Below are 26,057 nucleotides of genomic sequence, written 5' to 3'. Positions count from 1 at the left end.
CTGCCCACCCTCGTGGGCAGAGCACGAAGGCGAGCCCCCCAGTACACCTCCACGGGCGCTCGTGCTCTGCCCAGCCCTGTGGGCAGAGCACGAGCATCCCCAGGTACGGGTGGTCGGCCCCGACGCCGGCGGGAGGCGGCGACGCTCGCCGGGTGACCGACAGCGACCTCGGCGGTGTGCTCCGGCGGATCCGCCGGATCGCCGACCTGTCGCAGCGGGAGCTCGCCGGGCACCTCGGGATCTCGAAGTCCGCGGTCGCCGCCGCGGAGAGCGGACGGTCCGGGCTCGACGCCCGCGCGGTGGCCCGCGCCGCCGAGCTGGCGGGGCTGCGCCTGACCCTCGTGGACGGCACCGGCGCGGAGGTGCCGGCGATGGACCCCGACGCCGTCCGGGACATGGGCGACCGGCGCTTCCCCGCCCACCTGGACACCCGCTACTCCGACGAGGGCTGGTGGCACGACGAGCACCGCTACAGCCGGGACCGGGTCTGGTACACCTTCGACCGGGACCGCCGGCGCCGCGACGCCACCTGCCGGGTGCGGGGCACGCCCGCCGACCACCAGCTCCCGCAGCCCGGCGACGCGCCCGAGCAGCGGGCCGAGGCGCGGCGGCTGGAGCAGTGGCGCGCCCGGACGGCGGAGCGGCAGAGGAGGTTCCTCGCCGGAGAGCTGAGCAGCATCGACGACGGCTTCCGCTGCGACTGCCCACCCCGCTGCGACGAGCTCGACGACGGCTCCGGTCGGCCCGTGCACGCGCCGGACTGCCCGTGTGGCTGCGACCTGGGCTGAGCCGCTGCTACCGTGGGGGGCGTGCGCGGCAGCCTCCTGCTTACCCGCCGCGGCGAGGCCCTCTCCTAGGTCGGCCCCCTCGCCGCGGAGTCCGCGCGTTCCCGGCGCACTGCTGACCGCCCCACCGGAGCTGAGTCCAGCCCGCGCCAGAGGAGCGACCCCGTGAGCAGGAACATGAGCGAGAACCACCCGCACGTCCGCAACCCCCAGCGGCCCTCGGGCATGCCGATCCACCGGTACGCCCCCTTCGCGCCGATCGTGCTGCCCGACCGCACCTGGCCGGAGACCGTCACCACGGTCGCCCCGCGCTGGTGCGCCGTCGACCTGCGGGACGGCAACCAGGCGCTGATCGACCCCATGACGCCCGACCGCAAGCGGCGCATGTTCGAGCTGCTGGTCCGGATGGGCTACAAGGAGATCGAGGTCGGCTTCCCGGCGGCCAGCCAGACGGACTTCGACTTCGTCCGCCAGCTGATCGAGGACGACCTGGTACCCGACGACGTCACCATCCAGGTGCTCACCCAGGCCCGTGACGAGCTGATCGAGCGGACCTTCGAGTCGGTGCGCGGCGCGAAGCAGGCCATCGTCCACCTCTACAACTCGACGTCCACGCTGCAGCGGCGGGTGGTGTTCGACTCCGACCGCGCCGGCATCGTCGACATCGCCGTCCACGGCGCACAGATCGTGCGCAAGCTGGCCGAGCAGATGCCCGACACCGACATCTCCTACCAGTACTCCCCCGAGTCGTTCACCGGCACCGAGCTGGACTTCGCCGTCGAGGTCTGCAACGCGGTCACCGACGTCTGGGAGCCCACCCCCGACCGGCCGACGATCATCAACCTGCCGGCCACCGTCGAGATGGCCGAGCCGACCGTCTACGCCGACCAGATCGAGTGGATGCACCGGAACCTGGGCCGGCGCGACGCCGTCGTCCTGTCCCTGCACCCGCACAACGACCGCGGCACCGCCGTCGCCGCCGCCGAGCTGGGCTACCGCGCCGGCGCCGACCGCATCGAGGGCTGCCTGTTCGGCAACGGCGAGCGGACCGGCAACGTCGACCTGGTCACCCTGGGGCTGAACCTGTTCAGCCAGGGCATCGACCCGCAGATCGACTTCTCCGACATCGACGAGATCCGGCGCACCGTCGAGTACTGCAACCAGCTGGGCGTCCACGAGCGGCACCCCTACGGCGGCGACCTGGTCTACACGGCCTTCTCCGGCTCGCACCAGGACGCGATCAACAAGGGCTTCAAGGCCCTCGCCGCCGACGCCGAGGCCGCCGGCAAGCGGGTCGATGACATGCCGTGGGCCGTGCCGTACCTGCCGATCGACCCCAAGGACGTCGGCCGCAGCTACGAGGCCGTGATCCGGGTGAACAGCCAGTCCGGCAAGGGCGGCGTCGCCTACATCATGAAGACCGAGAACCACCTGGACCTGCCCCGCCGGCTGCAGATCGAGTTCAGCGCGGTGATCCAGCGGCACACCGACAACGAGGGCGGCGAGGTGACCGCCCAGCAGATGTGGGCGGCCTTCTCCAGCGAGTACCTGCCCGACCCCCACGCGCCGTGGGGCCGCTTCTCGCTGGCCGGCCACCGGCACACCGCGCACGGCGAGCAGCTGGACGAGATGGTCGTCGAGCTGGTCGACAACGGCGTCCCGACGACGATCCACGGTCGCGGCAACGGCCCGATCGCGGCGTTCGTCGACGCGCTGAAGTCCGTCGACGTCGACGTCCGCGTGCTGGACTACGCCGAGCACGCGATGTCCTCCGGCGGCGACGCGCGGGCCGCGGCCTACGTCGAGTGCGCCGTCGGCGACCGGGTGCTGTGGGGCGTGGGCATCGACCCGAACATCGTCAGCGCGTCGCTGCGCGCGGTCGTCTCGGCGGTGAACCGGGCCCAGCGGTAGGAGAAGGACCAACCGCCGGAGGGCCCGCGATGTCGCAGCTGATCCCCTACCTCGCCGTCCGTGACGCGCGCGCGGCGATGTCCTGGTACGCCGACGCGCTCGGTGCCCGCGTCGTGGGCGAGCCGTACGTCTCCGACGACGACCGCATCGGCCACGCCGAGCTCGACGTCGGCGGGGCGACCCTGTACCTGGCCGACGAGTACCCGGAGCTGGGGCTGGGCGGGCCGGAGAGCGGCCGGGTGAGCGTCTCCCTGCACCTGACCGTGCCCGACGTGGACAGCGCCGTCGCCCGGGCGGCCGCGGCCGGCGGGACCGTCGAACGCGAGCCGGACGACGCCCCGTACGGGCGCATCGGCGTCGTCGTCGACCCGTTCGGGCACCGCTGGATGCTGCAGGCGCCCGGCGCGTCGCCGTCGACGTCCCGGCCGCCGGTGCGCCCCGGCGACGCGGTCTACCTGACCGTCCGGGTGCCCGACGGCGCCCGCGCCCGCGACTTCTACGAGGCGGTCCTCGGCTGGTCGATGAGCCCGGGCAAGGTGGACGACGGCTGGGAGGCGCAGGGGCAGACCCCGATGGTCGGGCTGCACGGCGGGCAGACCCAGGACCTCGGCGCCGTGCCGATGTACGCCGTCGACGACATCGAGGTCGCCGTGGCCGCGGTGCAGACCGCCGGCGGGCAGGCCGGGGAGATCGAGCAGGAGTCCTACGGCTCGTCGGCGTACTGCCGCGACGACCAGGGGCTGCCGTTCTGGCTCGGCCAGCTGAGCTGACGAAGGGCCCTGTCCCGAGGCTCACCCCTCGCGAGCTCGGGGTGAGCCTCGGGACGGGGCCGCGTCCTCGGGCGGGGCGTCCCCGGGCTCGTCGCCCTTGTAGACCGCGTCCTGGTACCGGCCGTCGGCGAGCTCGTCGACGAGCAGCAGGTCCCGGCGGACGTGCCGGCGGCGGTAGGCCACCCGGCTGATCATGTGCGCGCTCACGGGCGCGGTGAGCAGCTGGAAGGCGGCGACCAGCAGGAGCATCCAGGCGGCCGACCAGCTGCTGAGCCGGATCGCGCCGCCCACCATGATGAGCAGCACGCCGAGCACCTGCGGCTTGGTGCCGGCGTGCATCCGCGACAGGACGTCGGGGAAGCGCACCAGGCCCAGCCCCGCGGTCAGGCAGAGGAACGCGCCGGCCAGCAGGCAGCCGATCGCCACGACGTCCGCGACGGCGGTCACGCGCCGGCCTCCCTCTCCTCGGCGGCGACCGGCAGGCCGGCGTCCCGGCCGGCGTCCGTGCCGGTCCGCACCAGCATCCCGCCGACGTAGCGGGCGATCGACACCGAGCCGACGAACGCCAGCAGCGAGACGACGACCAGCACCGGCACCACCGTCGGGTCCCGCTCGAGCGCGGCGTACACGGCCAGCCCCGCGGCGATGATCACCAGCAGCGTGTCGGTCGCGACGACCCGGTCCAGCAGGGACGGGCCGCGCGCCAGCCGCACCAGGGCGAGCAGCGCGCCGCCGCCGATGAACGCGTAGAGCACGTAGGCGACGACGGTCACGGCACCCGCTCCCCGGTCGTCCGGCGCTCGGCGGACTCCAGCGCCTCGACGTCCGCGGCGGCCCCGAACGCGCGGACCAGCCGCTCCTCGGTGCGCAGCACGTGGGCCCGCTCCCGCTCGACGGCCGCCCGGTCGCGCACGTGCAGCAGGTGCACGGTGATCAGCTGCTCCTCCCGGTCGAGGTCGAGCACCAGGGACCCGGGGACCAGCGAGGTCGCCTCGGCGACCATCGTCAGCAGCAGGTCGGAGTCGGCCCGCAGCTGCACCCGCACGATCGCCGATCCGCCGTCACGGGCCGGCCGCAGCGCCAGCCAGGCGACCTGCGCGCCCGACACGACCAGGTCGACGACGAAGTGGCCGAGGAAGGCCAGCAGCGGCACCGGGCGCACCCGGACGCCCCCGACCACGTGCGGCAGCGGCAGCACGACCAGCACGACCAGGGCCACGAGCAGGCCGCTGAGCACGTTCGCCCAGGACCAGGTGCCCCACAGCAGGATCCAGACGAGCACCAGCCAGACGACCAGCGGCACCTGGTGCCGCAGCCGGGTGGCGGCCGGTTCGACGCTCACGGTCCCTCCGGTCCGAACACGGCGGAGATGTAGGGAGTGCGGTCGACCAGGTCCGCCGCGGCCCGGTCGGCGATGCCGTAGAGCGGGCCGGCCAGCCCGGTGAGCGCCACGGTGAGCGCGACCAGCGCCGCCGTCGCGGCCACCATCGTCGACGGCAGCGGCCGCAGCGCCCGGGTGCTGGACGCCGCGGGCGGGAGGTCGGGCTCGGCGGCGGTCGCCACGCGGGTGTGCCGGCGCCAGGCGTCCTGGAAGGCGGTCCGCGGCCCCTCGCCGTCGGGCGACGGGCCGCCGTCCGGGGTGCGCCCGTTGCCCGAGCCGGCGTCGGCCGCGGCCGCGGCGGCGGTGTCGTCGGCCGGGGCCTGCGTCGGGGACCGCCAGAAGGCGCGGGTCCAGACGCGGGCGATGGCCAGCAGGGTGAGCAGGCTGGTGACCACACCACCCGCGACCAGCACCAGCGCCATCGCGCTGCCCTCGGCGACCCCGGCCTGGAGCAGCCCGAGCTTGCCGATGAACCCCGACAGCGGCGGGATGCCGGCCAGGTTCATCGCCGGCACGAAGAACAGGACGGCCAGCAGCGGCGAGCGCCGGGCCAGGCCGCCCAGCTTGTCCACCGAGGTGGTGCCGCCCTGCCGCTCGACCAGCCCGGCCACGAGGAACAGCGTGGTCTGGATGGCGATGTGGTGGGCGACGTAGAACACCGCGCCGGCCAGCCCGCCCGCCGTCCCCAGGGCGATGCCGAAGACCATGTAGCCGATGTGGCTGACCAGGGTGAACGACAGCAGCCGCCGCAGGTCGGTCTGCGCGACCGCGCCGAGGATGCCGATGAGCATCGTGGCCAACGCTGCCCACATGAGCAGGTCGTCGAGCGCTCCGTTCGGGAACAGCAGCGTCTGGGTGCGGATGATCGCGTAGACGCCGACCTTGGTGAGCAGGCCGGCGAAGACCGCGGTGACCGGCGCCGGGGCGGTCGGGTAGCTGTCGGGCAGCCAGGCCGACAGCGGGAAGACCGCCGCCTTGATGCCGAACGCGATGAGCAGCATCGACTGCAGCAGCACCTGGGTGCCCTCGGGCAGCTCGGCGAGCTTGATCGCGAGGTCGGCCATGTTGACCGTGCCGGTCGCGGCGTACACCAGCCCGATGGCGGCCAGGAAGATCAGCGAGCTGGTCAGGCTGACGATGACGTAGGTGATGCCGCCGCGGATGCGGGGCGCCGTGCCGCCCAGGGTGAGCAGCACGTAGGAGGCCACGAGCAGGATCTCGAAGCCGACGTAGAGGTTGAACAGGTCCCCGGCGAGGAAGGCGTTGCTCACGCCGGCCACCAGCACGAGGAACGTCGGGTGGAAGATCGACAGCGGCGTCTGCTCCGATCCGTCGGCCGAGCCCTGGCCGACGGCGAAGACGAGGACGCCGAGGGCCACGGTCGAGGCGACGACGAGCATCAGCGCCGACAGCCGGTCGACGACGAGCACGATGCCCAGGGGGACGGGCCAGTCACCGACCGAGATCGCGTTCGCGCCGTCGGCGTCGGCCATGAGCAGCAGCACCACGGAGACGACCAGCACCGACGTCAGGACGGCGAGGCTCAGGGCCCGCTGGAACCGGGGGTGCCCGGAGATGAGCAGGGCGCCGGCCGCCCCGAGCAGGGGCAGCAGGACCGGCAGCGGGACGAGGACGCGGCTCACCGGGCCCCCGTCCCGGCCGGCAGGTCGACGTCGTCGGCGGGCAGCTCGTCCGCGTCGGGGCCGTGCAGGCTGTCGGCGTGCCCGGCGATGCGGTCGTCGGGGGACAGCTCGTCGGGGTCCAGCTCGTCGGCGTCGGTGGCCGAGCGGGCGGCGACCCGGCGGTCCTCCTCGTCGGTGCCGACGACCTCCTGGTGCACCAGCCGCCAGGAGCGGTGGATCATCGCCAGCACGAACGCCGAGACGCCGAAGGTGATCACGATCGCGGTGAGGATGAGCGCCTGCGGGAGCGGGTCGTTCATCTCCTCCGGCTCGGAATAGCCCAGGATCGGCGCCAGCCCGGCCGGGCCCCCGGCCGACAGCACCAGCAGGTTCGTGGCGTTGCCCAGGAGCAGGAAGCCCAGCAGGACGCGGGTGAGGCTGCGGTCGAGCAGCAGGTACACCCCCGCCGCGTAGAGGCCGCCGATGATCACCGGCAGCACGATCGTCGGGGTCATCGGACCACCACCTCCCCGGGTGTGAGCTCGATCGGGTCCTCCTCGTCCTCCTGGCGGTCCAGCTCGGCGCCGAGGCTGCGCAGCACGTCGAGGACCAGGCCGACGACGATGAGGTAGACCCCCATGTCGAAGAACAGGGACGTCACCAGCTTGATGTGGCCGAGCACCGGGACGTCGATCTCGAGGATCGCCGTCTGCAGCACCTCGCCCCCCAGCAGCAGGCCGGCCGCGCCGGTGCCGCCGGCGAACAACAGCCCGGCGCCGAGCAGCAGGCCGGGCGCGACCGGGGCGGCCTCACCCAGCTCGTAGCGCCCACCGGCGAGGTAGCGCAGCACGAGGGCGAGCCCGGCGACCAGCCCGCCGGCGAACCCGCCGCCGGGCTCGTTGTGCCCGGAGAACAGCAGGTAGACGGAGAAGACCGTGATCGTGTGGAACAGGATCCGGGTGATCACCTCGAGCACCACCGAGCGACGGGCCGGGTCGAGGGTGCCGGTCGCGGCCAGCCACCGGTTCCGCGGCGCCCGGGCGGCCCGTGGGCCGCCGGCCCGGGACCGCTCGGAGGGGTCCGCCCGCTCCACACTGCCGGTGCGACCGCGCAGGAAGACCAGGCTGGCCACGCCGGTCGCGGCGACGACCAGCAGCGAGATCTCGCCCATGGTGTCCCAGGCCCGGATGTCGACCAGGATCACGTTGACGATGTTCTTGCCCCCGCCGAAGGCGAACGCCTGCTCGGGGTAGTCGGCCGACACCGGGGTCGCGGTCCGGACGGCCAGCGCCACGGCACCGACGGCGGCCATGAACGCCCCGACCGCCACGGCGATCACGCCGCGGACGGCGCGCTCGCGGGGCAGGTGCCGCTCGGTGATGTCCTTGGGCAGCTTGCGCAGCACGAGGACGAAGACGACGAGGGTGAGCGTCTCGACGAGGAACTGGGTGAGCGCGAGGTCCGGCGCACCCTGCAGGGCGAAGAGGACGGCGGTCCCGTACCCGGTCACCCCGACGACGAGCACCGCCGAGAGCCGCTGCCGGATGCGCAGCGCGAGCAGCGCGGCGGTGATGACGACCACGCCGACCATCGCCTGCACCGGGGTGTCCCACGCCCGCCACTCGCCCGGCCACGGTGCCCGGGTGAGCAGGATCGTGCCCGGCAGCGCGAGCACCGCGACCAGGATCGTGCCGAGGTAGGCCGGGAGCGAGCCGCGCTGGGTGGTGCCGGTGACCAGCACCGAGAGCCGGTCGAGGCCCTGGATGACGTTCCAGTACCCCTCGTCGGCCGACGCCCCGACGGCCAGCCGGCGCTGCAGCCGGTTCAGCGGGGTGCGGGCGGCGAACAGCGCGGCACCGCCGGCAAGTGTGACCGCCGTCAGCGCGAGGGCGGGCTGCAGGCCGTGCCAGAGCGCCAGCTCCTCGTACTCGGGGGCCAGCAGCGGCAGCGCCTCGGCGTACGCACCGACCAGGGGCTCGAGCAGCGGGCTGGCCGGCCCGGCGACCAGCCCCGCTCCGGCGAGGACGGCGGGCCCGGCAAGGAACAGCGCGCCGGGCGGGTGGGCGACCTCGCTCTCGGCGACCCCCGGCTTGCGGGCGAAGGCGCCCCACAGGAAGCGGAAGGTGTAGGCGGCGGTGAGCACCGAACCGACCACCAGGCCGGTGAGCTCGACCGCGGCCACACCGCGCGAGGCCAGCCCGCCCTCCCACAGCGCGGTGAAGGCGGCCTCCTTGCCGACGAAGCCGAGCAGCGGGGGCACCCCGGCCATCGACGCCCCCGCCAGCAGCCCGATGACGGCCAGCACCGGCAGCCGCCGGCCCAGCCCGGAGAGCTTGCGCAGGTCCCGCGTGCCGGTGGCGTGGTCCACGATGCCGACGGTGAGGAAGAGCGTCGACTTGAACAGCGCGTGGGCGATGGTCATGGCCAGGCCCGCGGCGGCCATCTCCCGGCTGCCGGCACCGACCAGCACCAGCAGGAAGCCCAGCTGGCTGACGGTGCCGAAGGCCAGCAGCAGCTTGAGGTCGTTCTGGCGCAGCGAGCGGTACCCGCCGACGAGCATCGTCGCCAGGCCCAGCCCGAGCACGACCGGCCGCCACCCGGGCACGTCGGCGAAGCCGGGCGCCAGCCGCGCGACCAGGTAGATGCCGGCCTTCACCATCGCCGCGGCGTGCAGGTAGGCGCTGACCGGGGTCGGCGCCTCCATGGCCGCGGGCAGCCAGAAGTGGAACGGCACCATCGCCGACTTGGTGACCGCGCCGGCGAGCACCAGCGCCGTCCCGGCGACCATCGCGGTGCCGCTGCCCGGGTCGGCGACGACCTCCGAGAGCAGGAACGAGCCGCTGGCCTGCCCGATCAGGATGAGCCCGACCAGCATGGCCAGTCCGCCGGCGGTGGTGAGGATCAGCGCCTGTGACGCCGCCCGCCGCGCCGCCAGCCGCCGCCCGGACCCGCCGATGAGCAGGAAGGAGAAGACGGTGGTGAGCTCCCAGAACACGTAGAGGAGCAGCAGGTCGTCGGCGAGGACGAGGCCGAGCATGGAGCCGGCGAAGGCGGTCAGGCTCCCGGCGAAGCGGCCGGTGCCCTCGTCGTCCGGCCCGAAGTAGCGCGCGCAGTAGACGAAGACGAGGGCGCCGACGCCGGTGACCAGCGCGGCGAAGGCGAGGGCGAGGGCGTCGAGCCGCAGCGCGACGTCGAGGTCGAGGGCGGGGATCCACGGCACGGTCTCGCGGACGTCGTCGCCGGCCAGCACCCGGCCCAGCTGCGCCATGGTCCAGGCGAAGCCGGCGGCCGGGACCAGCGCGAGGGCCAGGAACGCCTGCCTCCCCCACCACCGCACGAGGAGCGGCGCCAGGACGGCGGCCAGCAGGTGGAGGAGGAGCAGAACTAGCACGGGTCTCCCGGGAGTCGGAGGGCGGCTCGGGGACCACAGACGTCGGTCGTCGACGGCCGGCGGTGCTGCCCACTTTACCTGCCGGGCGTGACCAGCCCGCTCTCGTAGGCGAAGGCGACCGCCTGCACCCGGTCCCGGAGACCCAGTTTCAGCAGCAGCCGGCTCACGTGCGTCTTGACCGTCGCCTCGCCGAGGTGGAGCCGGGCGGCGATCTCGGCGTTGGACAACCCGGCGGCGACCAGCGCGAGGACGTCGGTCTCCCGATCGGTGAGCTGGGCCAGCGCACCGGCCCGCTCGGAGTCGGGGGCGGGGGCCGCGGCGAAGGACTCGATGACGCGCAGCGTCACCGCGGGGTCGAGCAGCCCGTGCCCGGCGGCGACGGTGCGGACCGCGGCCACCAGGTCCTCGGGCGGCGCGACCTTGAGCAGGAACCCGCTCACCCCGGCGCGCAGGGCGGCGGCCACGTACTCGTCCTCGTCGAAGGTGGTGAGCACGATGACGCGGGTCGGCAGGTCGGCGGCGGCCAGCCGGCGCGCGGTCTCGAGGCCGTCCATGCCCGGCATGCGGACGTCGAGCAGGACGACGTCCGGCCGCGTCTGCGTGATGACCCGCACGCCGGAGGCTCCGTCGGCCGCCTCGCCGATCACCTCGATGTCGGGTTCGGCGGCGAGCACCATGCGCGCCCCGGTGCGCACCATCGCCTGGTCGTCGACCAGCACCACCCGGATCGTCACGCGGGGACCCCGGCCCTCGGGACGGCCGGCACCGCGAGTGGGAACGTGGCGCGCACGCGGTACCCGCCGCCGCGGACCGGCCCCACCTCCAGCCGCCCGCCCCGGACCGCCACCCGCTCCCGCATGTGCAGCTGCCCGTGCCCGCCGCGGCCGGGGGACGGCGGCGGCGTCGCCACCCGGGGCCGGCCGTCGTCGGTGACGGTGACGGTGACCCGGTCGGGCGCGTGGTCCACCGTCACGGTGGTGGCCGCGGCGCCCGCGTGACGGACGACGTTGGACAGCGCCTCCTGGACCACCCGGACGACGGAGACGTCGACCAGCTGCGGCAGCTCCACCGGCTCACCGGTGACCACGAGGTCGATCGGCATGCCGCCGGTCCGCAGCTCGCCCAGGACGGCGTCGAGGCGGGACAGCGACGGCAGCGGGGCCGGCTCGCCGTCCGGCTGCTCGCGGAGGATGCCGACGACCCGGCGCATCTCGTCGACCGAGTCCCGGCCGAGCCGCTCCAGGCCGCGCAGCACCTCCTGCGCCTCGGGGTGGTCGGGCAGCAGCCGGCGCAGGCCACCCATCTGCAGCACCATGACGCTCACCGCGTGCGCGACCGAGTCGTGCACCTCGCGGGCGATGCGGGCCCGCTCGGCGGTGGCGGCCGCGGCGGCGATGGTCTCCTGCTGCCCGGCCAGCCGGGCGGCGAGCACCTGCAGCTCCGACGCCCGGCGGCGGGACTGCGCGACCAGCGCCCCCACGACCGCGGCGGCACCGAGCACGAGCACGTAGAAGACCGACTCCCAGGCGTTGGGTGCGAAGGCGGCCGCGAAGCCGGTCACCAGGACGATCGACGTGCCCGCGGCGACGGCACCGCGCCGGGGCGGCAGCACCGAGACGGCGTGGCCGACGAGCAGGCCCATGCCGATCAGCTGGGCGCCGCCCGGCCCGGGTGCGCCGCCCGCGACGTTGAAGGCCACGGTGAGCACGCCCAGCACGGGGGCGAGGGCCGGCAACTGCGGGCTGACGGCCAGGAGCACCCCGGTCAGCAGGCCCGGCACGACGAACAGCCAGTCCTGGCGGGTCACGTCGTCGATGAGCCACTCGAACACCGACATCGCGGCCAGCAGTGTCCCCACGGCCGGCCAGAGCAGACGACGGGTGCGCGGGAGAACCGACCAGCGGGGCACGAGGGAGCACGCTAGGAGCCGCGCGCCCCCCGGGGGATCCCCCGCACGGCCGAACGCGGACGTGTCGGACTCCGTCGTACGGCGGAGGCCGGTCGGTGCGTCCCGGCGGAGCGCTGGTGAGGGTTCCGTTCCTAGTTTTCTCGGCGACGCCGCACCCAGGCGCCGCACCCCGACCTGACGAGGAACGATGACCACCGACGTCCGCACCACCCCTGCTCCCTCCGTCACGACCGAGACCCCGCGCAGCGCCGGGTCGCTGCTGCTGCCGATCGCCGGCGGTGCCCTGATCGCCGGTTCGCTGCTGTACGTGGCCGGCATGGCCACCTCGCCGCCGCAGGACTCGATGGCCAACGCCGACTACATCGCCGCGCTGGCCCGGGACGAGGGGCAGACCACGCTCTCGGCGGTGCTGCTGCACTACGGCAACCTGCTGGCCGGCCTGGCCTGGCTGGCCGCTCCCGCGCTGGTGCGGGGCCGCCGCGGGCGGATCGCGACCGTCGTCGGCGCGCTGATGGCCGCCCTCGGCCTGGTCACGGTGGCCGGCTTCGTCCTGTACGACTACTGGACCGCCGCGGTGGGCCGGGAGCTGGACCCCGAGGTCGCCCTGTCCCTGTTCGACAGCGTGTCCGCCGATCTCGCGGTGGCCGTCGTCGGCATCGTGACGCTGTTGGGCATCCTCGGCCCGCTGGTGGCGCTCACCGGCCTGGCCCGCGCCGGGGTGACCGGCTGGTGGCTGCTGCTGCCCGCCGTGGCGAGCATCGCGGCGTCGATGGCGATGGCCTTCTCGCCGCTGCCCTTCGCCGGCTTCGCGCTGGTCGGCGCCGTGCCGCCGGTCGTCGTCGGCCTGCGGATGATCGCCCGCCGCCGCGCCGAGCGGTCCGCCGCCTGACCGGCACACCCTCTCCGCGGGTGCTCGTGCTCTGCCCACCACCGTGGGCAGAGCACGAGGTCGTCTTCGTGCTCTGCCCAGCACGGTGGGCAGAGCACGAGCACCGGCGAAGCAGGTACCGGACCCCAGCGCGGCTCCGGGACGGGCCGGCGGCTCAGCCCTCGGCGATCTCCGTGGCGGCAAGCCACTCGTTCTCGACCTGCTCCTTCTCGGCGTGCACGGCCTTGAGCTCGGCGTCCAGGGCGGCCGCCTTCGCGTAGTCGGTCGCGGCCGCGGCGAGCTGCCCGTGCAGCTTCTTCTCGTCGGCGTCCAGCTTGAGCATCCGCCGCTCGAGCCGGCTGGCCTCCTTCTTCGCCGCCCGCGCCTCGGCCGCCGAGACCGCCGGGGCGGCGGTCGACGGCGACCCGACCGGACGGGTCCCGCCGTCGCCGGCCGCCGTGGTCAGCGGCGCACCGCCCGCGGCCCGCCGGCGGAGGTACTCGTCGACCCCGCCCGGCAGCTCGGCGAGCGAGCCGTCACCGAGCAGCGCGACCACCTTGTCGCACACCCGGTCGACGAAGTACCGGTCGTGGCTGACCACGAGCACCGTGCCCGGGAAGCTGTCGAGCAGGTCCTCGAGCGCGGTGAGGGTGTCGATGTCGAGGTCGTTGGTGGGCTCGTCGAGCACCAGCACGTTCGGTTCGGCCATCAGCAGGCGCAGCAGCTGCAGGCGGCGCCGCTCGCCGCCGGAGAGGTCACCGACCGGCGTCCACTGCCGGTTGGCCGCGAAGCCGAACCGCTCGGCGAGGGTGGACGCCGAGATCTCCTGGTTGCCGATCCGCGCGATGCGCGCGACGTCCTGCACCGCCTCGAGCACCCGCGCCCGCGGGGGCAGCTCGGTGACGTGCTGGGAGAGGTAGGCCGCGGCGACCGTCTGGCCGACGACGACGGTCCCGGCGTCCGGCTTCGTCTCCCCCACGAGCAACTTGAGCAACGACGTCTTCCCGGCGCCGTTCACCCCGACGATGCCGATCCGGTCGCCCGGGCCGACGTTCCAGGTCAGGTCCTTGAACAGCGTGCGCGGTCCGTCGTCGGTGGGGACGGCGTAGTCGACGTCCGCCACGTCGTAGACGGTCTTGCCGAGCCGGCGGGCGGCGAAGCCCTTGAGCGCCATCGAGTCCCGGGCGGGCGGCTCGTCGGCGATCAGCGCCTGGGCGGCCTCGATGCGGAACTTCGGCTTGCTGGTCCGGGCCGGCGGGCCGCGGCGCAGCCAGGCCAGCTCCTTGCGGACCAGGTTCATCCGGCGCTCCTCGGTCACCGCCGAGATCCGGGCCCGCTCCGCCCGGGCCAGGGTGTACGCCGAGTAGCCGCCGTCGTAGGCGTGCACGTTCCCGTCGGCGACCTCCCACGTGGTCGTGCAGACCTCGTCGAGGAACCACCGGTCGTGGGTGACGACCACGAGGCCACCGGCGCGCTGGTTGACGTACTCGGCCAGCCAGGCGACGCCCTCGACGTCCAGGTGGTTGGTGGGCTCGTCGAGGACGAGCAGGTCCAGCGGCCGGATCAGCTGCGCGGCGAGCGCCACGCGGCGTCGCTCGCCGCCGGACATCGGGGCGACCGGGGCGTCGAGGCCGAGCCGGTCGAGCTCCAGGCCGGTGAGCACCGAGCGGACGGCGGGGTCACCGGCCCACTCGTGCTCGGCGGCGAACATCGACGGCGGCAGGACGACGTCGCGCACCGTCGTCCCCGCGGGCAGCGTGCCGGACTGGTCGAGCACGCCCATGGCGAGGTCGCCGCGGCGCGTGACGCGTCCGGAGTCGGGTTCGTCGGTGCCGGTGAGCAGCGACAGGAGGGTGCTCTTGCCGCCGCCGTTGCGGCCGACGACGCCGATCCGCTCGCCCGCGGCGACGCCCAGGGAGACGTCGTCGAGGATCACGGTCGTGCCGTGCGCCTTGTGCACCCGCTCGAGGTTGACCAGGTTGACGGGCGCGCTCATCGGCTGCTGGGAGAGGTCATGGGACGCCCAGTATCCGCCCGGGCCGGGAGCGGGTGTCGACCGCCTCGGGACACGCGCCGGACGTCACTGGCGGTCCCCGCGAAAACCGTCGCTAGGCCAGGCGGGTGACCTCGACGGTGACCGTGTGCCCCTCGCTGCCCGGGCCGGAGAAGATGCCCTTGAACGGGGGGACGTCGCCGTAGTCCCGGCCGCGGCCCAGCGTCACGTGCCGGTGGCCGACGTCGACGGCGTTGGTCGGGTCGAAGCTGCACCAGCCGCCGTCCCACCACTCCACCCAGGCGTGACTCTCCCCGGTGACGGTCTGCCCGACGCCGGCCTCGCGCTTGGGGTGCAGGTAGCCGGAGACGTAGCGGGCGGGCAGGCCGAGGGCGCGCAGGAGGCCGACGGTGACGTGCGAGATGTCCTGGCAGACGCCCTTGCCGGAGCGCCAGGCCTGCATGGCGTTGGTCTTCACGTTGGTCGAGCCCGACAGGTACTCCATGCGCTCCCGCACCAGCCGGCAGACCGCCGCTCCGGTGGCGTGCGGGTCGACGTCGCCCACGGCGGTCCGCACCTCGGCCAGGACGTCGTCGTCGACGGCGGTGAGCGCGGTCGGGGCGAGCAGCTCGCCGAACCGGTCGCGCACGTCCCGACCGTGCAGCTGCGCCCAGCCGACGTGCTCGTGCTCGGTGGGTTCGCGCCCGGCCTCGACGATCGAGGTGCCGGTGACCACGAGCTCGGTGTGCGGGGTGTGCAGGTCGAAGGCGGTGACCGTGGCGCCCCAGTAGTCGCGGTAGGCGAAGGCGGTGGCGCCCGGCTCGATCTCCACCCGCGACCGCAGCGTGGTCTGCCGGGTGCTGTTCTCCGGGGTCAGCCGCGCCTCGTTGTAGGACGAGCGCACCGGACCGCCGTAGTGGAAGCGGGTGCGGTGCACGACCTGCAGGCGCCACCGGTCGCCCGGCGGGCGCGGGCCCGACCGCTGCACCTGCGCCTGCAGCCCGGACGTCTGGCTCTGCGCCTGGCTCACGCCACCCCCTCCGGGACCCACACCTGCGGCGCCTGCTCGGTGAAGAACCGGTTGGTCACCGCCGCGCTCGCCGCCGAGCAGGTGCGCTGCAGCTCCTCCAGCCGCGCGGGCAGCTGGGCCAGCAGCTCGGGGGTACCCATGAACTCGAGCATGGTCCGTGCCCGGCCGACGATGCGGTGCGCCTCGCCGGCGACCCCGATCCGGGTGGCGTCGCGCACCGGTGCCCGCTCCAGCTCGGCCAGGCACGCCTCGGCCTGCTCCAGCGCGGCGAACACCGAGCGTGGGAACAGCCGGTCCAGCAGCAGGAACTCCGAGGCGCGGCTGGAGTCGACCACGCCGCGGTAGGTGCGCAGGTAGGGCTCGTAGGCGCCGGTCGAGCGCAGCACCAGCGTCCAGGACGGCGCGGCGTCGCCGGCCAGCACCCGCGTGGAGATGATCCGGGTCGTCATGTCCACCCGCTCCAGCGAGCGGCCGAGGATGAGGAACAGCCAGCTCTCGTCGCGGCTCATCGTCGAGTCGGCCAGCCCGAACACCATCGCCGAGCGCTCCCGGACGAACCGGAACAGCGAGTGCGGGCCGTACCGGCGGGCCATCGTCCGCTGCTGGGGCAGCGCGTTGTGCGTGACGTTCAGCGACTCCCAGATCTCGGCGGAGAGCACCTCGCGGGCGCCGCGGGCGTTCTCCCGGGCCGCGGACAGGGCGCCGACGATCGAGCTCGGGCTGCCCCGCTCGAAGGCGAGGGTGGCCAGCACCCGCTCGGTGTCGGCCTCGTCGTCGGGCACCGGCGACCCCATCAGCGACAGCAGGTTCGCGCAGGCCCGCCGCTCGTCGATCCACGGGTCCTCGACCAGCCGCTGGGTGTGCACGTCGAGGATGCGGGCGGTGTCGTCGGCCCGCTCGACGTAGCGGCCGATCCAGAACAGCGACTCCGCGATCCGGCTCAGCACGACGCCTCCCGAGGGGCAGAGACGGCCATCTCTGCCCCTCCCTGTTGCTGTTGTTGCTGGGACTGGTCGACCAGCACGTCGCCGGCCGGGCCGGGGTCGGGCGCGGGCGGGTCCTCGGCCAGGTCGGCGGTGGTGAACTCGATGCGGGTGAGGTCGGGCCCGGGCTCGCCGGGCTCGGCGGCGGGCCGGGGCGGGCTCAGCACCCAGGTGTCCTTGGAGCCGCCGCCCTGGCTGGAGTTGACGACCAGCTCCCCCTCGGGCAGCGCGACGCGGGTCAGCCCGCCCGGCAGCACCCACACCTTGTCGCCGTCGTTGATCGCGAACGGCCGCAGGTCGACGTGCCGCGGCGCGATCCGGCCTCCGATCAGGGTCGGGCAGGTCGAGAGACCGATGGGCTTCTGGGCGATCCAGTCGCGCGGCCGCGCCCGCACCTTGACCGCGAGCTCCTGCAGGGTCCGCTCGTCGGCGCGCGGGCCGATGACGATGCCCTTGCCGCCCGAGCCGTCCACCGGCTTGAGCACCAGCTGGTCCAGCGCCTGCAGCACCCACTCCACGACGTCGGGCTCGTCGAGCCGGTGGGTCTCGGCGTTGGCCAGCAGCGGTTCCTCCGCCAGGTAGTAGCGGATCAGGTCGGGCACCCAGGTGTAGAGCAGCTTGTCGTCGGCCACGCCGTTGCCCACGGCGTTGGCGATGGTGACCCGGCCGGCGCGGGCGGCGTTGAGCAGGCCGGCGCAGCCGATCACCGAGTCCGGCCGGAAGTGCACCGGGTCGAGGAACTCGTCGTCGATCCGGCGGTAGATGACGTCGACGCGGCGCTGGCCGTCCGTCGTCCGCATGCTGACCTGGTTGCCCGCGCAGACCAGGTCGCGGCCCTCCACCAGCTCGACGCCCATCTGGCGGGCCAGCAGCGCGTGCTCGAAGTACGCCGAGTTGTAGACGCCCGGTGTGAGGACGACGACCGTCGGGTCGGCCACGTGGGAGGGTGCGGAGGCCTTCAGCGCGGCCAGCAGCCGGGTCGGGTAGTCGGCGACCGGCTGGATGCGGTGGTCGGCGAACAGCTCGGGCAGCACCTGGCTCATCGCCGCCCGGTTGGTGATGACGTAGCTGACCCCCGACGGCGAGCGCAGGTTGTCCTCGAGCACCCGGAAGTCGCCGGCCTCGTCGCGCACCAGGTCGATGCCGGACACGTGGACGCGCACCCCGTTGGGCGGCACCAGCCCGTGCGCCTGCCGGTGGAAGTGCGCGCTGGTGGTGACCACGCTGCGCGGCACCACCCCGTCGGCGAACACCTGGCCGGCGCCGTAGACGTCGTCGAGGAAGGCCTCCAGTGCCAGCACCCGCTGGGCGACGCCGCGCTCGATCCGCGACCACTCCTCGGCCCCGATGACCCGGGGGACGATGTCGAGCGGGAACGGCTGCTCCTCGCCGGCGTGGGCGAAGGTGACCCCGGCGTCCCGGTAGGTCTGGGACAGCAGGTCGGCCCGCGCGGAGAGCTCCTCCCCGGCCATCGGTTGCAGCGAGGTGTGCAGGCCGGTGTAGGCCGACCGCGGCTGGCCGACCTCACCGAACATCTCGTCCCACTGCTCCCCGAGGGGGTAGCCGTCGAAGAGGTCAGCCATGGCGACGAACCTAGTTCCGGCGTGTGTCCCGCGCGTTTCGGCGCGTCACCGGGCCACCGCGACGCACAACCACGGCCGCAGCGCCCCCTCGGACAGCAGCCGTCCCACCCGGCTCGACTGCTCCTGGGCCTCCAGCCAGCGCGGGTCCTCGCCGTGCCGGCGGGCGACCTCCGCGTCCACCGCGTCGGCCCGCTCGGCCCACTCCGGCGGGCTGTCGCCGAGGTCGGCGGTCGCGGCCTGTTCCACGTGCAACCCGGCGGCGTCGAGCAGGCCGCGCACGTCGGCCTCGGACGGGAACTCGTTGCCCTCCGGCAGCGGCGGCGGCAGCGGTCTGTCGGCGACGAACACCAGCAGCCCGAGCCGGCCCCGGTCGCGCAGCACCCGGCGCAGCTCGGCGAGCACGGCGGCCTTCTCCGACGTGGTGCACAGCACCCCGAGACACCAGGCCGCGTCGAACTCGCCGTCGGGGAACGGCAGCCGCTGGGCCAGCGCCGTCACCGCGGGCAGGCCGAACAGCCGCCGCGCCGCCCGCGTCGCGGGGTGCATCGGCTCGGCGCACACCGCCCGCACGCCGCGCTCGGCGGCCAGCCACCCGGCCGGCCCGCCGACGCCGGCGCCGTCGTCGAGCACCCGGCTGCCGGCGGTGAGGTCGAGCCGGTCGGCCAGCCAGCGCAGCGCGCCCTCGCTCCCGCTGCCGCGGCACCCCGCCGGGACGGCGAACTCGGGCCCCAGCGCCCGCACCGCCTCCTCGGTCCACCCGGCGACGGTGCCGAACTCCGACTCCATCGCCGCGCTCTCCAGCTCTGTCACGCTGCCTCCCTGATCCGGGCGGCCACCTCGGCCTTGACCCGCGCGCCGGCGTCCTCCCCGCCGGCCGAGGCCAGGCCGGAGAGGTTGACGCCGACCACCCCGGGAACGGCGAGCAGCGCCCGGGCCTCGGCCACCGCGGCGGCGATGCCGGCCTCCCGCGGATCGGGCGCGGCGAGCACCCGCTCCACCTCGTCGTCGTCCACCTGCAGGCCGGGGAAGCGCTGCAGGACGCGGGCCGATGTCTCGTCGGTGTAGACGGCGACCGCGGCGAGGAACGGCAGGGTGGCACCCGCGGCGCGGGCTGCGACGACGAAGGCGGCCACCTGCGCCGGCGCGCGCACGTGGTTGAGCACGCACACCCGCGCTCCGGCCCGCTCCTTGGTCACCACCCGGGCCGGCCGGAGGTGCACCGGCGGCGCGATCGGCGACTCCGGCACGGCGACCGGCAGCCCGAACCCGTTCGCCAGCGCCGCCAGCCGCGGCCCGTCGAGGTCGAACACCTGGGTGACCCCCGACCGGACGCCGGGCCCGCGGGCGTCGCCGGTCACGCAGAGGACGCCGTCGACGCCGACCGCGGCCAGCCCGGCGAGCTCCTGCTCGAGCACCACGCGGTTGCGGTCGCGGCAGGCCAGCGTCGTCCAGGGGCGGCCGCCGGCCTCCAGGACCTCGGCGGCGAGCAGCGTCGGCGGCAGGTCGGGGCGGTTGGCGTGCTCCCCGGTCAGCAGCCCGTCGGAGACCGGCCCGAGCACGCGCACGACGCGGCGGACGGACGACGCGTCGTACGGCGCCACGGTGAGGTCGGTCAGGACGACCGGCCGGGTACGGGCCCGCTCGAGCAGGCTGCCGGGCGGGAGCGGGGCCGTCGGCGACGGCGCACCGTCCCACTCCGGCGCCGGGTCGTCGAGGAAGACGCAGCGGTGCTCGGCGACCTCGCACCCGCCGTCCTCCCGGACGCCGCCACAGGGCCCGAACACCATGCGCTTCGGGCAGCCCGGCCGGCGGGGGACGTCGTCCACCCCCGCAGCCTGACCGCGGCCGGCAGCGGCCAAACCCGCCGGGGCGGAGGCGGGAAGACAATCGGGTGGCGGAGCGCTACAGTCGTCGCTAGTTGAGCTCTCAACCACAGGAGGCCGGCATGCCCGCCGTGACCGTCGAGGACACCACCGCCCTGCCCCGCGTCCCCGCGCCCGCACCGGGGACGGTGCGCCGCCGGGTCCGGTCGGTGACCACCGCGCCGTCCGGGTTCGAGGGCGAGGGCTTCCCCGTCCGCCGGGCCTTCGCCGGGGTCGACCTGCGCGACCTCGACCCGTTCATCCACATGGACCAGATGGGCGAGGTGGAGTACGCGCCGGGTGAGCCGAAGGGCACCTCCTGGCACCCGCACCGCGGCTTCGAGACCGTCACCTACATCATCGACGGCACCTTCGAGCACGCCGACTCCCACGGCGGCGGCGGCACGATCAGCAACGGCGACACCCAGTGGATGACCGCCGGCGGCGGCGTGCTGCACATCGAGCGGCCGCCGGAGCACCTGGTGGTCAGCGGCGGCCTGTTCCACGGCCTGCAGTTGTGGGTCAACCTGCCGAAGGCGCAGAAGTGGGTCGAGCCGCGCTACCAGGACCTGCGCGCCGACGAGTCGGTGCTGCTGGCCAGCCCGGACGCCGGTGCCTTCCTGCGGGTCATCGCCGGGGACGTCGCCGGCCACCGCGGACCGGGCTCGACGTACACGCCCATGGCGATGGTGCACGCGACGATCGCACCCGGCGCGACCCTCGACCTGCCGTGGCGGCCGGACTTCAACGCGCTGGTCTACGTGCTCTCCGGCGCCGGGTCGGTCGGCGTCGACGCGCACCCGGTCCGCACCGGGCAGCTCGCCGTCTTCGGCCCGGGAGACACGGTCACGGTCAGCGGCGCGGTCGCCCAGGAGTCGCGGACCCCGGCGCTGGACGTCGTCGTCCTGGGCGGGCAGCCGATCCGGGAGCCGATCGCCATGTACGGGCCGTTCGTGATGAACACCCGGCAGGAGGTCATGGACGCGTTCACCGACTTCCAGGCCGGCCGACTGGGCACGATCCCCGCCCAGCACGTCCCGCACGGCGGCGTGCGGGGAGAATCCGGCCAGGACGCGTAGGGCTCGAGATGGCCGTCCCCGGCCTCCAGGAGGACGTCGTGAGCAACCTCGACCGCCGCCCGCCCGCCCAGGAGCTGGGCGGGCTGGACGGCACGCCCGCCGGCCCGGTGCTCGACCTGCTGCCCGGCAGGGAGGTCGTGCTCGGGGAGAGCACCCGCGTGCGCCGGCTGCTGCCGACGCTGGGCCGGCGGCTGGTCGGCGCGTGGGCGTTCGTCGACCACTACGGCCCCGACGACATCGCCGCCGGCTCGGGCATGCAGGTGCCGCCGCACCCGCACACCGGCCTGCAGACGGTGTCCTGGCTGCTGGAGGGCGAGATCCACCACCGCGACTCCCTCGGCAGCGACGCCCGCGTGCGGCCCGGGGAGCTGGCGCTCATGACCGCCGGCCACGGCATCGCGCACTCCGAGCAGTCCCCTCACCCGCACCCGCGCTTCCTGCACGGCGCGCAGCTGTGGGTGGCGCTGCCGGACGCCGCCCGCGACACCGCGCCGGCCTTCGCCCACCACGACGCGCTGCCCGGCTTCACCTCCGACGGGCTGACCACCACCGTGCTCATGGGGTCGCTCGGCGGGGCCACCTCCCCCGGGACGGCGCACACCCCGCTGGTCGGCGCCGACCTCGACCTCTCCCCCGGTGCCGACGTCGAGCTGCCGCTGGAACCGGACTTCGAGTGCGCGGTGCTCGCCTCGTCGGGCGCGGCGTCGGTCGAGGGCGCGCCGCTGGACCACGGGGCGATGCTCTACCTGGGCACCGGACGGCGGTCGATCCGGGTGCGCGCCGGCGAGGCCGCCCGCCTGCTGCTGCTCGGTGGGGAGCCGTTCGAGGAGCGGATCGTCATGTGGTGGAACTTCGTCGGGCGCAGCGGCGAGGAGATCGCCGACTACGCGCAGCGGTGGAACGCCGAGGACGACCGGTTCGGCGCCGTCGTCGGCTACGAGGGGGAGCGACTGTCGGCGCCGCCGCTGCCGCCGGTGCCGCTCAAGCCGCGCGGGAGGGAACGCTGATGACCGTCGACCCCCGGATGCTCGACGTCGTCGCCGACCACCGCTGGGGCGTGCTCGTCACCGTCAAGCGCGACGGCCGCCCCCAGGTCTCCAACGTGGGCTACGCCTACGACCGCGAGACCCAGCTGATCCGCGTCTCGGTGACCGCCGACCGCGCCAAGACCCGCAACCTGCAGGCCGACCCGCGGGTCACCCTGCACGTCGCGTCGAAGGACTTCTGGACCTGGGTGGCCGTCGAGGGGACCGCCGACCTCACCCCGGTCGCCGCCGAGCCGCACGACGCCACGGTGGAGGAGCTGATCACCTACTACCGGGGCGTCTCCGGCGAGCACGAGAACTGGGACGAGTACCGCACGGCGATGGTCGCCGACCGCCGGCTGGTGGTCCGCTTCCGGCCCGAGCACACCTACGGCCAGCTGCGCGGGTGATCGGCCCGTGGCCGGGCGCCGTGACGTGCGCCCGGCCACCGACCGCGGACCTCAGCCCTGTGCCGCCTCGGCGGTCACCTCGCCCATCACCTCGAACGGGGCGCCCCACGGGTCGGCGAGCACGGCGAACCGGCCCCACGGGGTGTCCATCGGCGGCATGAGCACCTTCCCGCCCGCGGCCTCCACCGCCGCGGTGGCGTCGTCGGCGGAGTCGACGGAGAAGCAGGTCAGCCAGCCCTTGGGCAGGTCCGGTGAGGCCGCCCCCAGCCCGCCGAGCGGGTTCCCGCCGGTGGAGAAGGTCGTGTAGTCCATGTCGCCGCCGCCGTCCACCGCGTCGTAGGTGAAGCCGAAGACGGCGGTGTAGAACTCGCGGGCCGCGGCCGCGTCGTCGGCCATCGCCTCGTTCCAGGCCAGCGCGCCGGCCTCGTTGTGGATCCGTGCGCCGGTGTGCGTGCCGGACTGCCAGAGCCCGAACGCGTTGCCCTGCGGATCGATCGCGATGGTCATCGTGCCCATCGGCCCGACCTCCATCGGCTCGACGACCACGGTGCCGCCGGCCTCCCGGATGCGGGTGGCGCTCGCCTGCGCGTCGTCGGTGGCGAAGTACGTCGTCCAGCTCGGCGAGTCACCGGGGTTCATCAGCGGGCCCATCCCCACCGCGGCCTCGCCGTTCTTCGTCGCGTTGAGGTAGCCCCCGAACTCGGGCTCGCCGCCGGTGTACTCCCAGCCGAACAGCCGGCCGTAGAAGTCCTTCGCCGCGTCCATGTCGGAGGCGCCGTAGTCGACCCAGCACGGGGTGCCGGCGGGCCACGGGGTGTTCCGAGTGGGCATGTCTCCTCCTGGTGGTGTGGGGAGGACACCGTTCCACCGGGGTCCGACAGTTCCCAGGGGGGGGCGCGGGCCCCTTCGCCACGATTTCCACCGGCTCAGAAGCGACCGCCCCCGGACCGGCCACGGCTGCGCGACCCACCGAAGCTGCCCGACCGCCGTCCGCCACCGCCGCCGGACCCGCCGCTCCCGAAGCCGCCGCCACCGAAGCCGCCGCTCCCGAAGCCGCCGCCACGCGACCCGCCGCCGCCACCGAAGAGGATGCCGCCGAGCACCAGGCTGCCGAGGTCCACGCCGCCCCGGCCACCGCCGTACCCCCCGCCGGCGAACCCGCCGGGCCCGTAGCCGCCACCGGGCCCGTAGCCGCCGGGGCCGGAGCCGCCGGACCAGCGCGAGACGTCGGACTGCGCCTGCCCCAGCGCCTGCTGGGCCAACGAGTCGGCCTGGTGGGCCTCGCGCAGCGCGCTCACCGGGTCGGCCGCGCCCTGGGCGACGGCCAGGTCGAGGTGGCGCTGCGCCTCGGCCAGCCGGGTGCGCGCCTCGGCTCCCACGGCGCCCCGGCGGGTGCTGATGAAGTCGCCGGCGGCCGCGATCCCGGACCGCGCGGCCAGCAGCGCCTGGTCCAGGGACGCCGCGGCCCGGCGGGCCTGGGTGGCCGCGTCGCGGGCGACCGAGAGCGCCTGCTCGAGCGCGATGTCGGCCTCCTCCAGCTGGCGGAGTGCGGCGAGCGGGTCGGGCAGCGAGCCGTCCGGGGGCCGCAGCGCGGCGTCGGCCGAGGCGAGGGCGGTCTCGGCGCGGGCGATCTGGGGGCGCAGCCCGCCGTCCGTGCCGCCGCTGAGCAGCGCCCGGGCCTCGGCGAGGTCCTTCTCGGTCTCCGCCCGCACCTCGGCGACCCGGGTGCCGGCGGTGTCCAGGTCCGTCGCCAGCCGGCCGACGGCGTCGAGCAGCGTGCCGGTCTGCGCGACGGCGTCCTCGGCCGCGCGGATGTCGCCCACCGCGGAGCCCGCGCGGCCGGCGGCCAGCTCCGCGCGGGCCTCGGCCACCTCCTGCTCGGCGGCGGCCAGCCGGGCCCGCGCCTCGGCCGGGTTGTCGGCCACCGGAGCGAGCGCAGCGGGTGCGTAGCGCCGCTGCAGGACGGCGAACCGCTCCTCGTCGGCCGGCAGCCGCCCGCGCAGCGCCGTGATCCGCGAGTCCAGGGCGTCGAGGGCCTGCGGCGCCGTGCGCTCGAGGTCGCGCAGCCGGTCGAAGGCCTCGGCCTGCTCGTCCAGCCGGGCGTCCGCGGCCGCGGTGAGCTGCAGCATCTCGGCCAGGATCCGCCGGGTCTGGGGCTCGTCCTCGGGGATCTCGTCGTCCAGCTGCTGGCGGAGGGTGAACGCCCGGGTCAGCTCCTGCGTGGAGGTGGTCAGCGCCTCGGCGAACCCGGCGACCGCCTCCTCCCCGTACTGCAGCCGGGCGAAGTCGAGGTCGAGCTGGGAGGTCTTGACCGCCTCGTCGAGCTCCAGCAGCGCGGTGCTGGCCTGCGCCTGCAGCTGCTCGGTGGGGACGCCGGCGTGCGGGTCGGGTTGCTCCAGCCGGCGGGTCTCGGGCGCCCGCGCCCTGCGCCGCCGCGACCGCGCGACGAGGTAGGCACCGCCGGCGACCGCCGCCAACCCGCCGACCAGCAGGACGGTGCCGGCGCCGCTCCGGCTCTGCCCCGCGTCGAGCCCGTCGGCGAACGCGATCGCCGCGCCGGCCCAGTCGTCGTCGGCCAGCCGCGGCTCGACGTCGGACACCAGCAGCTCGTCGATCTCGGCGTTCGACATCGGGAACTCGTCGTCGACCCAGTAGGCGTAACGCCGGTCGTCGACCGCGACCGCGTACAGCGCGTCGGTGCGGCCGAGGCCGGACGCCGCGGCGGTCTCCTGCGCCCACAGCCCGGGCTCCACCCCGCCGAACGTGGACACGTGGACGACGAACAGCTGGGTGCCCTCGTCGGCCTGCAGCTGGTCGAGCGCGTCCTGCACCTCCGCCTCGTCCCCCGACAGCGCGCCCACCCGGTCGGTCACCTGCGCCGGCACGTCGAAGGGCGGCTCGGCCAGCGCGGCGCCGCCGCCGAGCAGCACCACGGCAGCCAGCGAGGCGAGGACGACGGACAGCCGGCGCACAGGGGACCTCCGGGAGGGGAACGTGCGGCGACCCTACCCAGCCGGGCACGTGGATCCGGCCCGCGCGGGGTAGGACCCCGGCCCCGAGCCCGTGGAGGTCCTCATGACCGAGCCCGACCGCATCCCCGCCGCCGACCTGCCACGGGGGGCGGTGCGCCGCGTCGGCGACTGGGCGGTCGGCAACCGCGACGGGGACTACTTCGCCGTCTCCCGGCGCTGCCGGCACCAGCTGGCCGACCTGTCGGAGGGCAGCATCGACGCGGACGGCTGCCTGGTCTGCCCGTGGCACCAGAGCCGCTACGACGTCCGCACCGGGGAGATGGTCCGGGGCCCGCGCGGCTTCCTCGGCTACCACGGACCGACGCCGGGCTACACGCAGTTCGTCCGCGCCTACGGCCGGGTGCTGCGGCTGCGGGTGCGCCGGGCGCTGCGCCGCGGGGACCACGTCGTCGTCGAGTGAGGCACAGGAAGCTCTTCCCACGT

General features: G+C 74.8%; 24 protein-coding genes. 8 read left to right on the top strand and 16 right to left on the bottom strand.

Translation table 11 applies throughout. The annotated features are described in order from the left end of the window. Positions 1-152 precede the first annotated feature (152 nt). The 3 genes from MY520_RS00740 to MY520_RS00730 all read left to right on the top strand — a co-directional run bounded on the left by MY520_RS00740 (position 153) and on the right by MY520_RS00730 (position 3,466). A complete protein-coding gene (locus MY520_RS00740) occupies positions 153-788 on the top strand; it encodes a helix-turn-helix domain-containing protein (RefSeq protein WP_436689085.1) in 636 nt (211 codons plus the stop codon). Between the two features lie 162 nt (positions 789-950). Beyond that, positions 951-2,696: a 2-isopropylmalate synthase gene (leuA, locus tag MY520_RS00735; RefSeq protein WP_436689083.1), complete on the top strand. Its 1,746-nt coding sequence runs from the start codon at positions 951-953 to the stop codon at positions 2,694-2,696. Between the two features lie 29 nt (positions 2,697-2,725). Next, a complete protein-coding gene (locus MY520_RS00730; protein WP_436689081.1) occupies positions 2,726-3,466 on the top strand; it encodes a VOC family protein in 741 nt (246 codons plus the stop codon). 21 nt (positions 3,467-3,487) lie between these two features. On the opposite strand, the gene mnhG is transcribed toward MY520_RS00730, so the two are convergent. The 8 genes from mnhG to MY520_RS00690 form a co-directional block, all read right to left on the bottom strand. Beyond that, entirely contained in the window at positions 3,488-3,913 is a 426-nt protein-coding gene (gene mnhG, locus MY520_RS00725) for a monovalent cation/H(+) antiporter subunit G (RefSeq protein WP_436689079.1), read from the bottom strand. Next, the gene (locus MY520_RS00720; protein WP_436689077.1) at positions 3,910-4,239 is read right to left on the bottom strand and encodes a monovalent cation/H+ antiporter complex subunit F; all 330 of its coding nucleotides are present in this window, start codon (positions 4,237-4,239) and stop codon (positions 3,910-3,912) included. Before MY520_RS00720 ends, mnhG begins: the two co-directional genes overlap by 4 nt. Continuing rightward, positions 4,236-4,808, bottom strand: a complete 573-nt coding sequence (locus MY520_RS00715; protein WP_436689074.1) for a Na+/H+ antiporter subunit E — start codon at positions 4,806-4,808, stop codon at positions 4,236-4,238. Before MY520_RS00715 ends, MY520_RS00720 begins: the two co-directional genes overlap by 4 nt. Continuing rightward, positions 4,805-6,490 (bottom strand): Na+/H+ antiporter subunit D, encoded by a 1,686-nt coding sequence (locus tag MY520_RS00710; protein ID WP_436689073.1) that lies wholly within the window; start codon positions 6,488-6,490, stop codon positions 4,805-4,807. The genes MY520_RS00715 and MY520_RS00710 overlap by 4 nt, the downstream gene beginning before the upstream one ends. Then, on the bottom strand, positions 6,487-6,984 hold the full coding sequence (locus MY520_RS00705; RefSeq protein ID WP_436689071.1) for a Na(+)/H(+) antiporter subunit C: 498 nt from the start codon (positions 6,982-6,984) through the stop codon (positions 6,487-6,489). The genes MY520_RS00710 and MY520_RS00705 overlap by 4 nt, the downstream gene beginning before the upstream one ends. Further along, a complete protein-coding gene (locus MY520_RS00700) occupies positions 6,981-9,860 on the bottom strand; it encodes a Na+/H+ antiporter subunit A (RefSeq protein ID WP_436689069.1) in 2,880 nt (959 codons plus the stop codon). Before MY520_RS00700 ends, MY520_RS00705 begins: the two co-directional genes overlap by 4 nt. Positions 9,861-9,934: 74 nt before the next feature. After that, positions 9,935-10,594 carry a response regulator gene (locus MY520_RS00695; protein WP_436689067.1) on the bottom strand — a complete coding sequence of 220 codons (660 nt, stop codon included), beginning with the start codon at positions 10,592-10,594 and terminating at the stop codon, positions 9,935-9,937. Then, positions 10,591-11,769: a sensor histidine kinase gene (locus tag MY520_RS00690; protein WP_436689065.1), complete on the bottom strand. Its 1,179-nt coding sequence runs from the start codon at positions 11,767-11,769 to the stop codon at positions 10,591-10,593. Before MY520_RS00690 ends, MY520_RS00695 begins: the two co-directional genes overlap by 4 nt. A 187-nt stretch (positions 11,770-11,956) precedes the next feature. Between MY520_RS00690 and MY520_RS00685 the strand changes: the two genes are divergently transcribed. After that, complete coding sequence (locus MY520_RS00685) at positions 11,957-12,658, top strand: hypothetical protein (protein WP_436689063.1); 702 nt, start codon at positions 11,957-11,959, stop codon at positions 12,656-12,658. 154 nt (positions 12,659-12,812) lie between these two features. Here the strand turns inward: MY520_RS00685 and MY520_RS00680 are convergent, their stop codons facing one another. From MY520_RS00680 to MY520_RS00655, 6 genes are all read right to left on the bottom strand, one after another. Further along, positions 12,813-14,633 carry an ABC-F family ATP-binding cassette domain-containing protein gene (locus tag MY520_RS00680; protein ID WP_436689061.1) on the bottom strand — a complete coding sequence of 607 codons (1,821 nt, stop codon included), beginning with the start codon at positions 14,631-14,633 and terminating at the stop codon, positions 12,813-12,815. 112 nt (positions 14,634-14,745) lie between these two features. After that, a complete protein-coding gene (locus tag MY520_RS00675) occupies positions 14,746-15,660 on the bottom strand; it encodes a transglutaminase family protein (protein WP_436689059.1) in 915 nt (304 codons plus the stop codon). Continuing rightward, positions 15,657-16,607, bottom strand: coding sequence for an alpha-E domain-containing protein (locus tag MY520_RS00670; RefSeq protein ID WP_436689057.1), 951 nt, complete (start codon positions 16,605-16,607; stop codon positions 15,657-15,659). The genes MY520_RS00675 and MY520_RS00670 overlap by 4 nt, the downstream gene beginning before the upstream one ends. Further along, complete coding sequence (locus tag MY520_RS00665; RefSeq protein ID WP_436689055.1) at positions 16,601-18,226, bottom strand: circularly permuted type 2 ATP-grasp protein; 1,626 nt, start codon at positions 18,224-18,226, stop codon at positions 16,601-16,603. The genes MY520_RS00670 and MY520_RS00665 overlap by 7 nt, the downstream gene beginning before the upstream one ends. Before the next feature lie 45 nt (positions 18,227-18,271). Further along, a complete protein-coding gene (locus tag MY520_RS00660; protein WP_436689053.1) occupies positions 18,272-19,036 on the bottom strand; it encodes a class I SAM-dependent methyltransferase in 765 nt (254 codons plus the stop codon). Then, complete coding sequence (locus MY520_RS00655) at positions 19,033-20,052, bottom strand: methylenetetrahydrofolate reductase C-terminal domain-containing protein (RefSeq protein WP_436689051.1); 1,020 nt, start codon at positions 20,050-20,052, stop codon at positions 19,033-19,035. The genes MY520_RS00660 and MY520_RS00655 overlap by 4 nt, the downstream gene beginning before the upstream one ends. Positions 20,053-20,171: 119 nt before the next feature. Here MY520_RS00655 and MY520_RS00650 point away from each other — a divergent pair, with 119 nt between their 5' ends. Genes MY520_RS00650 through MY520_RS00640 form a run of 3 tightly spaced genes read left to right on the top strand, consistent with a single transcriptional unit; the run spans position 20,172 to position 22,602 of the window. Beyond that, positions 20,172-21,167: a pirin family protein gene (locus MY520_RS00650; protein WP_436689049.1), complete on the top strand. Its 996-nt coding sequence runs from the start codon at positions 20,172-20,174 to the stop codon at positions 21,165-21,167. A 38-nt stretch (positions 21,168-21,205) separates the two neighbouring features. After that, positions 21,206-22,174: a pirin family protein gene (locus tag MY520_RS00645; RefSeq protein ID WP_436689047.1), complete on the top strand. Its 969-nt coding sequence runs from the start codon at positions 21,206-21,208 to the stop codon at positions 22,172-22,174. Beyond that, positions 22,174-22,602: a PPOX class F420-dependent oxidoreductase gene (locus tag MY520_RS00640; RefSeq protein ID WP_436689045.1), complete on the top strand. Its 429-nt coding sequence runs from the start codon at positions 22,174-22,176 to the stop codon at positions 22,600-22,602. Before MY520_RS00645 ends, MY520_RS00640 begins: the two co-directional genes overlap by 1 nt. Before the next feature lie 51 nt (positions 22,603-22,653). Here MY520_RS00640 and MY520_RS00635 read toward each other — a convergent pair whose 3' ends face one another. Together MY520_RS00635 and MY520_RS00630 are read right to left on the bottom strand one after the other, a co-directional pair. Further along, positions 22,654-23,433: a VOC family protein gene (locus tag MY520_RS00635; RefSeq protein ID WP_436689043.1), complete on the bottom strand. Its 780-nt coding sequence runs from the start codon at positions 23,431-23,433 to the stop codon at positions 22,654-22,656. A 95-nt stretch (positions 23,434-23,528) separates the two neighbouring features. Further along, positions 23,529-25,574: a TPM domain-containing protein gene (locus MY520_RS00630; RefSeq protein ID WP_436689041.1), complete on the bottom strand. Its 2,046-nt coding sequence runs from the start codon at positions 25,572-25,574 to the stop codon at positions 23,529-23,531. 103 nt (positions 25,575-25,677) lie between these two features. On the opposite strand from MY520_RS00630, the gene MY520_RS00625 reads away from it, so the two are divergent. After that, a complete protein-coding gene (locus tag MY520_RS00625) occupies positions 25,678-26,034 on the top strand; it encodes a Rieske (2Fe-2S) protein (protein ID WP_436689039.1) in 357 nt (118 codons plus the stop codon). Positions 26,035-26,057 lie beyond the last annotated feature (23 nt).

This window comes from Geodermatophilus sp. CPCC 205506, assembly GCF_051383635.1.
In the GTDB taxonomy this organism is placed as follows: domain Bacteria; phylum Actinomycetota; class Actinomycetes; order Mycobacteriales; family Geodermatophilaceae; genus Geodermatophilus.
This window is presented reverse-complemented; position numbering and strand designations above follow the sequence as displayed.